At 67.5% G+C, this 14,702-nt stretch carries 14 protein-coding genes, 1 other RNA gene and 1 pseudogene; 10 read left to right on the top strand and 6 right to left on the bottom strand.

The genetic code is table 11. The features are described 5' to 3' along the window. Positions 1-17 precede the first annotated feature (17 nt). The 3 genes from FHT09_RS11095 to FHT09_RS11085 all read left to right on the top strand — a co-directional run bounded on the left by FHT09_RS11095 (position 18) and on the right by FHT09_RS11085 (position 1,158). Complete coding sequence (locus FHT09_RS11095) at positions 18-227, top strand: (2Fe-2S)-binding protein (protein ID WP_024938191.1); 210 nt, start codon at positions 18-20, stop codon at positions 225-227. Between the two features lie 323 nt (positions 228-550). After that, the gene (bfr, locus tag FHT09_RS11090; protein ID WP_005990707.1) at positions 551-1,021 is read left to right on the top strand and encodes a bacterioferritin; all 471 of its coding nucleotides are present in this window, start codon (positions 551-553) and stop codon (positions 1,019-1,021) included. A gap of 61 nt (positions 1,022-1,082) precedes the next feature. Continuing rightward, a non-coding RNA gene (locus tag FHT09_RS11085) (sX9 sRNA) lies at positions 1,083-1,158 on the top strand. Positions 1,159-1,162: 4 nt separating this feature from the next. Here the strand turns inward: FHT09_RS11085 and FHT09_RS11080 are convergent. Genes FHT09_RS11080 through FHT09_RS11070 form a run of 3 tightly spaced genes read right to left on the bottom strand, consistent with a single transcriptional unit; the run spans position 1,163 to position 6,066 of the window. Next, positions 1,163-3,430: an ATP-binding protein gene (locus tag FHT09_RS11080; protein WP_104606301.1), complete on the bottom strand. Its 2,268-nt coding sequence runs from the start codon at positions 3,428-3,430 to the stop codon at positions 1,163-1,165. 39 nt (positions 3,431-3,469) lie between these two features. Then, positions 3,470-5,401, bottom strand: coding sequence for an EAL domain-containing response regulator (locus FHT09_RS11075; protein ID WP_184416946.1), 1,932 nt, complete (start codon positions 5,399-5,401; stop codon positions 3,470-3,472). Positions 5,402-5,439: 38 nt separating this feature from the next. Then, on the bottom strand, positions 5,440-6,066 hold the full coding sequence (locus FHT09_RS11070) for a DUF4126 domain-containing protein (RefSeq protein ID WP_047126184.1): 627 nt from the start codon (positions 6,064-6,066) through the stop codon (positions 5,440-5,442). A 128-nt stretch (positions 6,067-6,194) separates the two neighbouring features. Between FHT09_RS11070 and FHT09_RS11065 the strand changes: the two genes are divergently transcribed. The 6 genes and pseudogenes from FHT09_RS11065 (at position 6,195) to FHT09_RS11045 (ending at position 10,228) form a co-directional block, all read left to right on the top strand. Next, the gene (locus FHT09_RS11065; RefSeq protein WP_104538709.1) at positions 6,195-6,932 is read left to right on the top strand and encodes a DUF6776 family protein; all 738 of its coding nucleotides are present in this window, start codon (positions 6,195-6,197) and stop codon (positions 6,930-6,932) included. A 3-nt stretch (positions 6,933-6,935) separates the two neighbouring features. Continuing rightward, complete coding sequence (locus FHT09_RS11060) at positions 6,936-7,385, top strand: polymer-forming cytoskeletal protein (protein ID WP_104538708.1); 450 nt, start codon at positions 6,936-6,938, stop codon at positions 7,383-7,385. Between the two features lie 81 nt (positions 7,386-7,466). After that, positions 7,467-7,853 (top strand): iron-sulfur cluster insertion protein ErpA, encoded by a 387-nt coding sequence (gene erpA / locus FHT09_RS11055; RefSeq protein ID WP_024938186.1) that lies wholly within the window; start codon positions 7,467-7,469, stop codon positions 7,851-7,853. Positions 7,854-8,002: 149 nt separating this feature from the next. Then, a pseudogene (locus FHT09_RS20280) lies at positions 8,003-8,211 on the top strand (alpha/beta hydrolase); the annotation flags it as partial. Positions 8,212-8,364: 153 nt separating this feature from the next. Beyond that, positions 8,365-9,255: an NAD(+) diphosphatase gene (nudC, locus tag FHT09_RS11050; RefSeq protein ID WP_104606299.1), complete on the top strand. Its 891-nt coding sequence runs from the start codon at positions 8,365-8,367 to the stop codon at positions 9,253-9,255. 79 nt (positions 9,256-9,334) lie between these two features. Beyond that, the gene (locus FHT09_RS11045; RefSeq protein WP_104606281.1) at positions 9,335-10,228 is read left to right on the top strand and encodes a hypothetical protein; all 894 of its coding nucleotides are present in this window, start codon (positions 9,335-9,337) and stop codon (positions 10,226-10,228) included. A gap of 63 nt (positions 10,229-10,291) precedes the next feature. On the opposite strand, the gene FHT09_RS11040 is transcribed toward FHT09_RS11045, so the two are convergent. The 3 genes from FHT09_RS11040 to FHT09_RS11030 all read right to left on the bottom strand — a co-directional run bounded on the left by FHT09_RS11040 (position 10,292) and on the right by FHT09_RS11030 (position 13,284). After that, positions 10,292-10,702: a DUF2752 domain-containing protein gene (locus FHT09_RS11040; protein WP_104606280.1), complete on the bottom strand. Its 411-nt coding sequence runs from the start codon at positions 10,700-10,702 to the stop codon at positions 10,292-10,294. After that, positions 10,702-11,046 carry a CD225/dispanin family protein gene (locus FHT09_RS11035; RefSeq protein WP_006450995.1) on the bottom strand — a complete coding sequence of 115 codons (345 nt, stop codon included), beginning with the start codon at positions 11,044-11,046 and terminating at the stop codon, positions 10,702-10,704. Before FHT09_RS11035 ends, FHT09_RS11040 begins: the two co-directional genes overlap by 1 nt. A 315-nt stretch (positions 11,047-11,361) precedes the next feature. Continuing rightward, the gene (locus FHT09_RS11030; protein ID WP_104606279.1) at positions 11,362-13,284 is read right to left on the bottom strand and encodes an MFS transporter; all 1,923 of its coding nucleotides are present in this window, start codon (positions 13,282-13,284) and stop codon (positions 11,362-11,364) included. 127 nt (positions 13,285-13,411) lie between these two features. Between FHT09_RS11030 and FHT09_RS11025 the strand changes: the two genes are divergently transcribed. Continuing rightward, positions 13,412-14,602, top strand: coding sequence for an MFS transporter (locus tag FHT09_RS11025; RefSeq protein ID WP_104606278.1), 1,191 nt, complete (start codon positions 13,412-13,414; stop codon positions 14,600-14,602). The last annotated feature ends 100 nt before the right edge of the window (positions 14,603-14,702 follow it).

Genomic DNA, 14,702 nt, shown 5'->3' with positions numbered 1-14,702 from the left:
AGCACCCGACCGATACCGTGTACGTCTGCATCTGCAATGGGGTCACCGACCACCAGATCCGCGAAGCGGCCGAGAATGGCTGCGCCAGCCTGGCCGAGCTGACCATGCGCACCGGCTGTGGTTCGAACTGTGGCTCGTGCCTGGAAATGGCGGGCGACGTGCTGAGCCAGGCCCATGCGAGCCGTGCGCTGCCGTTGCCCATGCTGGGGCTTGCCAGCGCTGCCTGAGCGTCCTCCGGCGCGCTGTCATGGCGGATTGCGGGCTGCTGGCTCTTGCTGAAGCTTCCCCTTCCTCGCGCTACCGAAGCGTTGTCGCCAGGTTGTCTTCCTGGCTGCCGGCCATGCAGTCGGTTCGGGACCGAATGCAGTGCGATCGGCAGTCTGCAGCGGTTGCTCGGCGAACGATCGAGGCACGCTCCGCTCTTGCGGCAGGCCGCATGACGGCGGTCGGGGATCGGGCAGGCGTCGCGCAACTGATCACGATTCGCGTTCCTTCATGCGCCGCGGCAACGCGTTACAGTGCGGCCGGCTCACTGTTTCGGAGACATCGCATGAAGGGCGATACCAAGGTCATCGAGTACCTCAACAAGGTGCTCTACAACGAACTCACTGCGATCAACCAGTACTTTCTGCACGCCAAGATGCTGAAGAACTGGGGCCTGAAAGAACTGGCCGAGCATGAGTACAAGGAATCCATCGACGAGATGAAGCATGCGGACAAGCTGTCCGACCGCATCCTGTTTCTCGAAGGACTGCCGAATTTTCAGGCGCTGGGCAAGCTGCGTATCGGCGAGAACCCCACCGAGATGTTCCGCTGCGATCTGGCGCTGGAGCGCGAGGCGGTCGCCGTGCTGCGCGAGGCCGTGGCCTATGCGGAAACCGTCAACGACTACGTGAGCCGTCAGCTGCTGGTGGACATCCTGGAGTCGGAAGAAGAGCACATCGACTGGCTGGAAACGCAGCTGGATCTGGTAGCGCGCATCGGCGAGCCGAATTACCTGTTGACCAAGCTGGACGATTGAGGGCCGCCGACCGAGCTGCTGCGCAGCCGTCAGGCGGGCGCGTTCGGTGCTCGGAATCGGCATGTACCATTCGCACGCTTCGGCGCTTGCGTGTCGTCCGCACCCGCCTGACGGCCGCTCGCTACGTCTTGTCAGCTGCGCCTAGCGGGCGGCGCGGGTCTTGGTCTGCAGGCGCGCGACCTGGCCGAGCAGTGCCAGGCGGGCGCGTGCGTATTCGGCGATGACCAACGCCACCATCACCGAGGGGCGTTCGATGGTGCCGGTACGCGCGGCCAGTTCGATCCGGCGCGCGGCATTGGCCAGCGCCTGGGCACCGACGTTGGCGCTGGAGGATTTGAGCGTATGCGCCAGATCGCGCAGCTGCATGCTGTCGCGGTTGGCGGCAGCGGTTTCCAGCTGTTCGATGATGCCTGGCGCATCTTCCAGGAACAGCTGCAGGATGGTGATGGTGTCCGTGCCCGCCACCTCGTACAGCTCATCGAGCACGCTGTTGTCCAGGATCGGCAGGGCGCGCGCATGCGCGACGCTGCTGGCGCTTTCGGGGTCGACTGCGGCTGGGCTGCCAGTGGTCGGACCAGGCAGCAGCGGTTGGCGCGGCAGCCAACGTTGCAAGCAGGCGTCGAGCTGCTCGCGGGCGACCGGTTTGGACAGGTAGTCGTCCATGCCGGCGGCCAGGCAGCGTTCGCGATCGCCGGCCATGGCGTTGGCGGTCATCGCCACGATCGGGATCGGGCGGCCGCCGCTTTCGGTTTCCATCGCGCGCCAGCGGCGGGTGGCGGCATAGCCGTCCAGCACCGGCATCTGGCAGTCCATGAAGACCATGTCGTAGCGGGTGGACTCCATGCTGCTCAGCGCGGATTCGCCATCGGTGGCAGTGTCGGCGTCGAAGCCGAGCACGGCCAACAGCTTCTGCGCGACCAGCAGGTTCACCGGGTTGTCTTCCACCAGCAGGATGCGCACTTCGCGCGGATTGGTCTGCGCCGGCGCCATCGGCTCGGGAATCATCGCCGCAGCCAGCGTGGCCGCGTGGGCCGGCTTGGGATCGGGTGGCAGCACCAGCGAGCGCAGGGTTTCGTCCGGGCTCTGGCGTGATACCAGGGTGGCATTGTCCTGCAGCTCGGCAGGCACCGGCTCGTCGCCATACAGCCAGATCAGGTGCGAGCCGCTGAGGTCGTCCGGGCGGGCAAGCGCGCGATGCACAGCGCGCGCGCTGTAGCGCAGCGTGTCGTGGTCGGCGATGACGCAGCGGAAGCCTTCGCTGTCGCTGTGGCGACGCACCCGCTCCAGCGCTTCCTGGGTGGTTTCCATCAGCACGTGCGACACGCCCCAGCTGTCGAGCAGGCGCTTGAGGCGTTGCGACAGGCGAATGTCGGAACTGATCACCATCACCCGGGCGGTATCTGCGCCGGTGTTGTGCTGCAGGTCGCCGATGACCTTGAGCAGCGGAATCTCGAACCAGAACGTGGCGCCGCGCCCGGGCTCGGACTCCACGCCGATGCGGCCGCCCATCAGATCGATGATGCGTTTGCAGATCGCCAGTCCCAGCCCGGTGCCGCCGTACAGGCGCGTGGTGGAGGCGTCGGCCTGTGCGAAGGAGCGGAACAGGCGCGCCTGTTGATCCGGGGCGATGCCGATGCCGGTGTCGCGCACCTGGAAGCGCAGCAGATGCTGGGCGCGGGTCTCGCCCAGGCGACGCAGCTGGATGTCGACGCTGCCGCGTTCGGTGAACTTGATCGCATTGCCGATCAGGTTGCCCAGCACCTGGCGCAGGCGGATCGGGTCGCCGCGCACCAGCAGTCGCACCGACGGCTCGATATCCAGCCCCAGGCGCAGTTGCTTGCCTTCGGCGGTGCGCTGCAACAGCTGCACGACGCCGCCGAGCAACTCGCGCAGGTTGAAGGTGGTGATCTCCAGTTCGAGCTTGTTGGCTTCGAGTTTGGAGTAGTCGAGGATGTCGTCGACGATACGCAGCAGCTGCAGTGAGCTACCGGTGGCGGTCTGCAGCATGTCGCGCTGGTCCAGGCTGAGCTGACCGCGCGAGATCAGGTCCAGCATCGGAATGATGCCGTTGAGCGGGGTGCGGATCTCGTGGCTCATGGTGGCCAGGAATTCACCCTTGGCCAGCGTGGCGGCCTCCGCGGCCTGCTTGGCGCGCACCAGTTCCTGCTCGAGCTCGCCGTGGCGCTGCAGTTCCTGCTGCAGGCGCTCACAGGCGACGTCGGCGTCCTCCAGACGTCGCGACAGGGCGTGCTGCGCGCGCGTACTGCGGTAGGCCCCGGCCGCGGTGCATAGACCGAACACTACTGCCAGCGCCGCAGAGACCGCCGTCACTGCGCGCCACGGTCCGTCGATGGCCCACCACTGCAGGCCCGCACCCAGCGCTGCAACCAGCGCGGTCAGCGTGGCCAGACTGCTGCAGGCGCGAAGGCCTCCTGCCTGCGCTGTCACTCAGAGCACCGCGTTTGTGAAGTCGAAGTCCAGCTCCTTGCCCACCGTCTGCACCAGGTTGCCCTGGATGAAGTCCACGCCGCTCATCCACATCGCCGCGGCCGCCTGCGGATCTTCGATGCGTTGGCCAATGATCAACAGGCCGCGCTGATGGGCGATATCGATCACGCCGCGCAGTTCATCGCGGACTGCAGCGTTGCCATGGGCATCGGCGAAACGGTTGGCCATGCGCACGAAGCTCAGCGGCAACTGGCTCAGCAGCGCATTGGCCTCGTCGCCGGGCTCGAACTGGCTCAGGCAGAACTGCACGCCGGCCGGCATCAATTTGGCGCAGAACTGCTGCACGGTGACTGCGTGGATCAGGGCATCGTCCAGGCGCAGGTCGACGATCAGCGATTGTCCGGCCACGCCGCGTTCGACCAGCGCCTTGAGCAACCAGTCGGCGAAGGCATCGCGCGCCAGCGTGCGCGGCGACTGCGACACGAACAGGCGCAGCGGCGGGTGGGCATGCTGGTACAGATGCAGCAGGCCGAGCGCGTGGTCCATGACCTGCTGGTCGAGATCGGCGATGCGTCCGGCCGCTTCGGCGGCAGGAATCACCTGGCCGGCCGACAGCAGCGTGCCGTCGGCCTGGCGCAACCGCAGCAGCACCTGGTACTGCGCAGTGTCGCCGCCGGCCACCGCCACGATCGGTTGATACGCCAGTTCCAGCTGGCCTTCGACCAGGCGCAGTTGCTCCTGTTGTTCGGCCTGGCTGGGGGCCAGATAGGCCTGCACACCGTCGCTGCGCAGGCGGGCCTGCAGCGCGGTGCGCTCGACCGCTTCCAGCGCGCTGCCGGTGTCGTCGAAGCCGAGGCTCAACGGTGCCACGCCGATGGCGCAGCGCACGTGGACCGATTCTTCTTCGCGCACCGGGAAGGCGTTGGCTGACAGCCGCTGGCGGATTTCCAGCGCGTGCTGTTCCAGGCTGGATTCGGGCATGTCCGCGCCCAGCAGCAGGAAGCTGTTGTCGTTCAGGCGCGCCAGCGGATACGGGTGCCCGGCACTGGCCAGGCGATGCCCGGCCTGGGTCATCAGGCGCTCGTAGGCGGCATAGCCGTAGCGCTCCCGCAGGCCGAGCGCGCTGGCGATTTCGATGAAGAACAGGCCACCGGCCTGCTTGCGCGCCAGCGCATCGGCCAGCAGTTCCATCACATGACCGCGCGTCGGCAAGCCGGTCTCCGGATTGCTGCGCACGCTGACCTGTTCGCCGGCCTGCTGCAGCGCCTGTTGGCGTGCGCGACGGATGCGGTTGGACACCGCGGCGATCAGGTGACGTGGGCGGATCGGCTTGGTCAGGAAATCGTCGGCGCCGCTGTCGAGCACTTCGAATTGACGTTCCGGATCCGGGTCGCCGGTCAAGAACACGATCGGCAGCAACTGCTGGCCCGGTTGCTGGCGGATCAGGGTGGTCAGGCGGATGCCGTCCAGCTCGGGCATATGCAGGTCCATCAGGATCAGATCCGGGTGGTAGTCCTGGATCGCCTGCGGCACGCTGGCGGCGGTCATTTCCACCTGCGCATGCATGCCGGCGCCGTGCAGCACGCTCTGCGCAAACAGCGCCTGCGAGCGATCGTCCTCGACGATCAGCACGCGGTACGGCGCATCGGCGGCGACGTTGTCACCGCCGTCGCGCGCCGCCGCGCCAGTCGAGTGGGCGGTGCTGCCTGTTACGACGGCCTGCGCTGCCAGCGGAACGATCGATGCGGGGGCGACAGCCAGCGCAGGTGCCGGAATGATGGCCGCGCTCACCGGCTCGGCAACGTTGGACGTCACCGCGGCCTCGTCGGCCCAGCGGCGCCAGTAGTCCGCCGGCGGCGTCTCGGCACGCAATGGACGATTACGCGTGGCAGTGTCGTCACGGGTGAAAGGAACCGGATCTCGGGCGGCCATCGATACTCCCTGCAGTCGCGATGATTATGCGATGAACTTCACGATAGCGGGGAGCGACGTGCAGCCGGCGTGGTGGTAGAGCGCATCGGTGCGACCAACCGGCGCATGCCCCGCCATAGCCATCGCCACACCCACCACACCACCAGCGTGGCCAGCACGCTGGAACCCACCGCAACACCGAGTGCCAGCCACGGGTGCGCCAATGCCAGCGCCAGCGCGGCGGTGGCGATGGTGTCTTCTGCCAACGAGGCGACCCAGTTGCTGGCCGGTTCCGGCGAGGTGTTGAGCAAGGCGCGGGTGCCGGCTTTGAGGGTATGGCTGGTCAGCGCCACACCGGCGCCGGCGGCCAGCACGCCCGTGCTTAGGTCACCGTCCGGCGACAGCGTGGCCGCGGCCAGGAAGGCGCCGGCCGGGACGCGTGCCAGGGTCTGCAGCAGATCCCAGCCCGAATCCACGCCGGGGATCTTGTCGGCGAAGAATTCGGCCACCGCCAGTGCACCGGACGTGCCCAGCACCCACCACGACTGTGCCGGGTGCAAGGCGGGGGGCAGCTCGATCCAGCCGAGCAGGCCGGCCAGGCCGACACCGAACACGGTCAGATAGACACGGATGCCGGCCAGCCAGGCCAGCAGGATGCCGATCACGAACAGATGTGCTTCGCTCATGGCGTTGCTTCCTGCGAACAATACGGAACTATCGGATAACCGCCGGTCCAGCGCCAGCGCGACGGTTGCCGACGCTCTGGCACACTACGCCGCCCATGACTGCGCCGGCCCGTCCGGACCCGATGCCCATGCGACCAGCAGCACGCGTTCAGATCGTCCAACGTGACGCCGGGGGGGGCCGTTTCAGCGGCCGCTGGCTGTGGCTGGTGATCGCGCTGGCGTGGCTGGCATCATTGGGCGGGGCGTGGTGGATGGCCAGCCGCACTGCGGCGCCGCGTCTGGTCGAGGCCGAGGCTGCGCTGCAGCGGGCGCAGCGCAGCCAGGCCCAGCAGCGTCGGCAGATCGCGCAGTTGCAGCAGCGCCAGGTCAACCTGGCGATGTCCGACAAGATCAGCCGCGCCGCCAATACCGAGGTGCAGGCTTCGCTGGCCGAGCGCGACGAGCAGATCGCCGCGCTGCGCGCGGATGTGGCGTTCTACGAGCGCCTGGTGGGCTCCACCGCGCAACGCAAGGGACTCAACGCGCACTCGGTGCAATTCACCGCCGAGGCCGGCGGCACCTGGAATTACAGCGTGGTGCTGACCCAGAACCTCAACCGCGGTGCGATCAGCCAGGGCCAGCTGCGCTTTGTGGTGGAGGGCGTGCGTGCCGGCAAACTGGTCACGGTGAGCTGGAACGAGCTGCACCAGAGGCCTGACGCGGCCGGGCAGCCGTACTCGTTCCGCTATTTCCAGCAATTGGACGGCAGTGTGATCCTGCCGAAGGAATTCACTCCGCAACGTGTCAAAATCCTCCTGAGCGGCGATGGGGCGCCGGTCACTCAGACATTCGACTGGAAAGTCGCCGGGAATGGCGCGGGGGAGTAGCTCATGTTCGGAAACAAATCCAACCGTGGTGCGCAGACCGTGGTCGACACCTTGATCGGGCCGCAGGTGGTCATCCGCGGCGACCTGATGTTCAGCGGCGGGCTGTATGTGGAAGGCCGCGTGATGGGCAAGGTGATTGCCGAAGACGGCGCCAGCGCCACCTTGACGGTGGCCGAGCAGGGCAGCATCGAGGGCGAGGTGCGCGCGCCGGTGGTGATCATCAACGGTCAGCTGACCGGCGATGTGCATGCTGCCGAGCGGGTCGAACTGGCCGCCAACGCGCGGGTGCAGGGCAATGTGCATTACCAGGTGGTGGAGATGAGCGCCGGCGCGCAGCTCACCGGCCGCCTGATCCATGCCGCCACCGCTGGCGCGACCGCCGCATTGCCGGCGCCGGAGGCCGGCTGTGCCGAGCCGGTCAAGGCCTTGCGGGCCGAAACTGCCGACGCCTAGGGCGTGGCCCCGGCTAAAGCGGGGCGCCGGATTTGGCAAGCAGCGCTTGAAGTGGGGTCGCCTGGCCCCCATGCTGACGCCATGAGTACGCTCGTTTCGCTCCCCACCGCCGCCCCGGCCCCGGACTATCAGTCCATCGACCGGCCACTGAATTTTTCCGTGGCTGCCGCCAGCAAGGTGCGCGAGCTGATCCAGGAAGAAGGCAATGCCGAGCTTGCCTTGCGTGTCTACATCCAGGGAGGAGGCTGTTCCGGCTTCCAGTACGGCTTCGAGTTCGACGAGAACCGTGCCGAGGACGACCTGGCCGTGGCCACCGACGGGGTGACGCTGCTGGTCGACCCGCTGAGCCTGCAGTACCTGATGGGCGCAGAAGTGGACTACACCGAAAGCCTGACCGGCGCGCAGTTCGTGATCCGCAATCCGAACGCCAAGACCACCTGTGGGTGCGGTAGCAGCTTCAGCGTCTGAATCGGTGCGGTTGCTGGCGCCTGTGTTCGTGTCTGATGGTGCGGTTGAGTCGCGGGCGAACTGGCGCCTTCTGCCGCGCAAAAGATCTCGCCCCGTCGTCACGCGAGTCGCCGCGCCCATTGCAGTCATCCACGAGAGAACGTCCCATCATGTCGCAGACCAGATCCGGGCCGGTGTCGGGTCTGCCAGCCTTGCTTGGCATCGCCAGCGCAGTGCTTGCGCCAGCGCACAGGCCTCGCCTGCACGCGGCAGTTTGCTCGGCAGCCATTTTCTGACCAGTAGCCGCCGGGATGCGATGGCCGCATTGCTCATCTCCGAGCTGCAGGCCGGGCAGCCAGCTGCAGCGCGCGTAGCGGAGTCACCTTTGCAATCATCGGCATCGATGGCGAGCCGGCCCCTGCGTGCCGGCGAGGGCAGGGCTGTGCCGACGTCTGAACGCGTGCCGCCAGCCAGGCCCGCATCCGCGGTGCGCTGCTTGCGGGCAATGCCGATTATCGGCAGGCTTGCGCCGATGTCAGAGTCTTCTTTTTCAACCCCCGGTTTTGCCTTCACCCATGCGCCGCTGGATCGTGGCGATCTGTTGCGTGACGATCCCGCTGCGCTGGCGCGCCTGTGGTCGCAAGGCCGCGTGCTGCTGCTCGATGCCAAGGGCACTGCGCTGGCCGACGCGGATGGCCAACCGCTGCTGATGGACGGTGCCGCGCTTGGCGACGGGCCGGACGGGGCGATCTTTCTTGGGCTGCGCGATGACGTGGGCTGGTTCTGCCTGCCAGCCGATGTGCTGGGTGTGGAAGCGCCACAGCGCATCGACCTGCGCCAGGCCGCCGCCGACTGGCCGGCAGACATATCCACCGCGTTCGCCTACGCGCGCGCGATGCTGCACTGGCAGTCGCGCACGCGTTTCTGCGGCGTCTGCGGCGGGGCGATCGCGTTCGGCCGGGCCGGCTTCATCGCCCATTGCACGCACTGCCAGACCGAGCATTACCCACGCGTGGACCCGGCGATCATCGTGGCGGTCAGCGATGGCGCGCGCTTGCTGCTGGGGCGGCAGGCAAGCTGGGCGCCGGGGCGTTATTCGGTGATTGCCGGCTTTGTCGAACCCGGCGAGTCGCTGGAGCAGACCGTAGCGCGCGAGGTGTTCGAGGAAACCCGCGTGCGGGTACGGGACTGCCGCTATCTGGGCGCGCAACCGTGGCCGTTTCCGGGCGCGTTGATGCTGGGCTTCACCGCGCGCGCTGCGGCAAGTGAAGTGCCGCAGGTCACCGGTGAGCTGGAAGACGCACGCTGGGTCAGCCATGCCGAAGTCACCGCAGCACTGGCCGGCGAAGGCCAGATCGGGCTGCCGCCGCGGATTTCCATTGCGCGGGCGCTGATCGAGCATTGGCATCGCGTCCATGGCTGAGCCGGGGCGAGCGCTGCAGCGCGGGCGGATCGGGTGCGCATGCATCGGCTCGGCTAGACTCGGCTGAGGAGGCCCACCCATGTTCACCACCCTGGTTGCTGTCGTCGTCGCACTTGCGCTGGGCCACCTGGCGCCCGCCCAGGTGGCGCGGCTGCGGCGTTTCGAATGGTTCGGCCAGTGGCTGCGCCGGCTGGACAGCCATGCCGCCGGGCGCGGTGCGTGGCAGGGGCGCTATGGCATCGCGCTGGCGCTGTTGCCGGCCTTGCTGGTGGTATTGCTGCTGCAATGGCTGCTGGACGATGCATGGCGCGGCTTCTTGGCCTTGCTGTTCGGCGTGGCGGTGCTGGCCTGGACCTGGGGGCCGCGCGATCTGGACCGCGATGTGGAGGCGGTGATCGATGCCGACGCGCCGGGCGCGCGCCGCGATGCGATCGCGCAATTGCAGGCCGCCGGCGGCAGCGTGCACGAGGATGCGCCGTCGCTGGTGGAAGCGGTGGTGGTCAACGGCCTGCGGCGCTGGTTCGCGGTGCTGTGGTGGTTTTTGCTGCTGGGGCCGTTCGGCGCGGTGCTGTATCGGCTCACGGCATTGGCGGTGGAGAGCCCGCTGTCGGTACTGCTGCCGCCGCGCAACCTGGCCGGCGCGCGCTGGTTGCTGGCCGCGCTGGAATGGCCGGTGGCGCAGTTGATCACGGTGTCGATGGCGCTGGTGGGCAACTTCGACACGGTGTTCCGCGCCTGGCGGCAAGCGCATGGCAATCGGTGGTCGTTGGAGCCGCATTTTCTCGGTGCGGTGGCGCGTGCCAGCGTGAGCGCCGAGCTGCGCGAAGAAGCCCACGACTACACCGATTCGGGGCTGGTGCCGGTGTGGCGCCGCCTGCCGGAAGTGCGCGATGCGATGAGCCTGGTCTGGCGCGTGCTGCTGCTGTGGATGGTGGTGCTGGCGTTGCTGGTGATTGCCGGCTGGGTGCGGTAACACCACGATGCGTGGCGCGTCGCCGCGCGTAGGAATAGCACCGCGGCAAGCGGCTGTTCGCGGCTAACCCGGCGCCAGCAAGGTAAATGGGTACCACGGCAAGTTCCTGGCGATCCAATACGTAGGCAACGCCCACAACCAGAACTTGGGTTCGGACATCACCGCCACCACCGGTGCAAACCAGCGTGCGCGCCAGCCGGCTTTCCAGGCGATCAGGCCGGGCAAGGTGAACAGGCCGAGCATGGCGGCCGGGTTCATTGCGAAGGCGCCGGGCAGATCGAAGTGCACCAGCGCATACAGCGCGCGGGTCATGCCGCAACCGGGGCAGTAGCAACCGGTCACGGCACGGAATACGCAGGGCGGGAACGGGCTGTTGCTCGCGTTCGGATCGAAGCGATACAGCAAGCTCACGCCGAAGGCGGCCACGCTGGTGGCCGCCCCCAGTCCAAGCCAATGGCGTGGACGCAGTTCCATTACTGCATGTGCTGCAACTGCTGCATGTAGTCCATGTAGCCCTGCATGCCGCCGGTGGCGACCATGCCGATATTGATCAGCAGGCCGATGACGGCCAGCACGCTGGTCACGATGCACCAGGTCTTGGCGGTGTTGGAGGCGCGCCGTGCGCCGTCGATGTCGCCCTGGTTGAGCAGGCCGTTGACCTTGCTGGAGAACACGATCGCCACGATGCCGCTGATCAGGGCCGGGCAGCACAGGCAGAAGCCGAGCACGGTGGAGACGATCGCCCAGATCAGGTGATTGGGAACCGGGCCGGGTGCGGCGCTGGACGAGGGATGGATCGGCGGCGGGATGGCACTCATGGTGAAGCTCCTTGGGTGGTAAACGACTGCGAACTGATGGGTGAGTGGGGAGAATTATCGGGTGCGTGCCGCAGCAAGAGCGACAGTCGAAGGGGTACGCAGACAACGGCCGCACGCCCCTGACGAGGCGATGGCTGGCCGCTGGAATGAGCGGCAGCTGCCGATCACGGCAGACGCCTCAGGCGCGATGATGTTGAGCACGACTTCCCCCGGTACGATCTGTCGCGTTCGTTAGACGAACGCGGCGGCAAAACGTGTGATGGCGCACAGGCTACTCGCGGCGCGCGACGGACGCAAAGCCTGCGCCCGCCGGGCTCAGGGGTGATCCTGACGCAGCGCCCGCACTTGCTGTTCGAGTAGCGCAGCGGTCGCTTCGGTACCGGGCACCGCCGCAGCTGCGGCCACGTCGATCTGCGCGCGCATCCGGCGCGGCACGCGCATGCGGCCCAGGCGGGTGTCGCGGCGGCTCCACATGCTCGACCACATGCCGCGCAGCGCCATCGGAACCACCGGCACCTGGCGGCGTTGCAGGATCTTCTCCACGCCCGATTTGAACGGCGCGATCTCGCCATCCCTGGTCAATGCGCCTTCGGGGAAGATGCACACCAGCTCGCCGTCGGCCAGCGCCGCATCGATGCGGTCGAAGGCCTGCTGCATCAGCGCGGGGTCTTCGCGCGCGCCGGCGATCGGGATCGCCTTGGCGGTGCGGAAGATCCAGCGCATCACCGGGATGCGGAAGATCTTGTAGTACATGACAAAGCGCACCGGGCGCGGAATCACCGCCGACAGGATCAGCGCGTCCATGTAGCTGACGTGGTTGCAGACCAGCAGCGCGGCGCCCTCGTCGGGCACGTGGCGGTCGATGTCGCGCGCGCGCAGCCGATACAGCACGCTGACCAGCACCCAGCTGAGAAAGCGCATCAGGAACTCGGGCACCAGGGTGAAGATCCACAGCGCCACCAGCGTATTGGCCAGCGCCAGGGCCAGGAACACCTGCGGAATGCTCAGGCCCGGCAACGGAATGCGCACGCCGAACAGCACCAGCTGCGGCAACTGCAGCGCGATGCCGATGATGGCGGCGGTGACGATGAACAACGAATTCTGGATGTTGAGCCCGGCGATCACGCGAGAGAGTTCGGCCTTGGGCGTGCGGCTCTGGATCAAGGCGAACAACGGCACCACGAACAGACCGGTGAACAGGCCGATGCCGACCAGATCCACGATCAATCGCACGCTGCCGGCCTGCTGCACGAACTGGCCGATTGACAGAGCGGTGGCAGGCGCGGCACCAGGGCGGGCGAAGTACAGGTCCAGCAGAAATGCGCTGATGCCGAACGCGCCCAGCGGCACCAGGCCGATTTCCACGGTGCGCCCGGACAGCCGCTCGCACAGCAGCGAACCCACACCGGTGCCGATCGAAAACAGCGCCAGCGCGAACACGTACAGATCCTGCTGGCCGCCGAGATTGACCTGCGCGTAGGTGGGCAACTGCGCGGTCAGCACGGTGCCGACGAACCAGAACCACGACACCCCGAGCACGGCGTTGCGCACTGCCGGCGTGCGCCGGGTCAGGCGCATGATGGCGCGCGATTCGGGGATGGGGTTCCAGTTGATCTTCAGCTCGGGCGCGCCGGCATCGACCCTGGGCACCAGCCGCGCGACCAGGTTGCCGGTGACGGCAATCGCGATCACCGCGGTGGCCGCGGCGACCGGCCCGTGGCTGCCGGCGATCTGGAAGATCAGGCCGCCGAAGATCATGCCGCACAGGATCGAGATCGAGGTGCCCATCTCGACCAGGCCGTTACCGCCGGTGAGTTCCTCCGGTTTCAGCACCGAGGGCAGGATCGAGTATTTCACCGGCCCGAACAGCGTGGACTGCAGGCCGGTGCAGAACAACGCGATGAGCAGGATCGCCATGTTCTCGGTGACAAACCCCACCGCCGCCAGCGACATGATCGCGATCTCCATCGTGGTGGTGATCACGATGAGTTTCTGCTTCTCCAGCTTCTCGGCGATCTGCCCGGCCAGCGCGGAGAACAGGAAGTACGGCAGGATGAACAGTGCCGGCGCCAGATTGGTGTACAGCGTGCGCTGCGCCGCATCGATGCCCAGGTAGAACAGCAGGCCGATGATGGCCTGCCGATAGACGTTGTCGTTGAATGCGCCCAACGCCTGCACGGCGAAGAACGGCAAGAAGCGGCGCTGCCTGAGCAGGGCGAACTGACTGTGACCGGACATGCAGTTTCCTTTGCGAACGCGCGCAGCCTAGCAGGCTTCCGCAGCGCCCTGGTGCGTGGGCCAGGCGCGCTTGGAAGATGCCGCGTCACCGCCCACACTGCGCCCCTTCCTTCAACAGGCTCCTGCCATGAGTGTGCAAACCGCTCCCTATCCGCCCCTGCCCCGACGGCTGGTCGTGCTGATGGCCGCCGCCACCGGGCTGGCGGTGGCGAGCAACTACTACGCGCAGCCCTTGCTGGAGACGCTGGCGCAGGCGTTCGGGATCCAGGTGCGCAGTGCCGGGGCGGTGGTGACCGCCGCGCAGCTGGCCTACGCGGCGGGGCTGCTGTTGCTGGTGCCGCTGGGCGACCGGCTGGAGCGGCGCGGGCTGATCGTCGGCCTGTTCGTGCTCAGTGCGCTGGGGCTGCTGGTGAGCGCCGCCTCGCACAGCTTCGGCATGTTGCTGGCCGGCACGATCCTCACCGGTGCCAGTTCGGTGGCGGCGCAGATCCTGGTGCCGTTTGCCGCGACCCTGGCCGCCCCGCACGAACGCGGACGGGTGATCGGCACGGTGATGAGCGGCCTGTTGCTGGGCATCCTGCTGGCGCGCACCGCAGCCGGGGTGCTGGCCGGCGTTGGCGGCTGGCATACGGTGTACTGGATCGCCTCCGGCCTGTTGCTGGTCACCGCCTGGCTGCTGTGGCGCGGGCTGCCGCGGCACCCGGGCAATGCGCAGCTGGCGTATCCGCAGCTGGTGGGCTCGGTGCTGACGCTGCTGCGCGACGATGCGGTGCTGCGCGCGCGCGCGGTGCTGGGCGGGCTGATCTTTGCCGGCTTCAGCATGTTCTGGACCACGCTGGCGTTCCTGTTGTCCGGGCCTGCGTATGGCTATGGCACGGCGGTGATCGGGCTGTTCGGCCTGATCGGCGCGGCCGGCGCGCTGGCGGCCAACCGCTCCGGTCACTGGTCCGATCATGGCCATGGCGACCGCGTCAGCTGGGGCGGGCTGGTGATGCTGCTGCTGTCGTGGGGGTTGCTGGCGTTTGCGCCGCAGTCGATCGCGTTGCTGATCGTCGGCGTGCTGCTGCTGGATATCGCGGTGCAAGGGGTGCATATCGCCAACCAGAGCGTGATCTACCAGCGCAACCCGAATGCACGCAATCGCATCACCTCGGCCTACATCACCTGTTACTTCATCGGCGGTGCGGTGGGGTCCACGCTGGGCACGGCGGCCTATGCGCAGGCCGGCTGGAACGGCGTGGTGATCGGTGGGGCGGTGCTGGCAGTGGCGGCGCTGGGCTGGGTGGGGCTGAGCGTGGCGCGCAAGCACTGGAAGTAGGCGCGGCTGCCGGAACGACGCCATGGCGATCGGATGCAGGTGGGACCTGCGCGCGCATCGGAGGGTTCGGCTTCGTCGCTGATGTGGATGCGGCAGTGAC

Origin of the sequence: Xanthomonas sp. CFBP 8152, from assembly GCF_014199025.1 — a bacterium.
GTDB classification, from domain to species: Bacteria; Pseudomonadota; Gammaproteobacteria; order Xanthomonadales; family Xanthomonadaceae; genus Xanthomonas; species Xanthomonas arboricola_B.
This window is presented reverse-complemented; position numbering and strand designations above follow the sequence as displayed.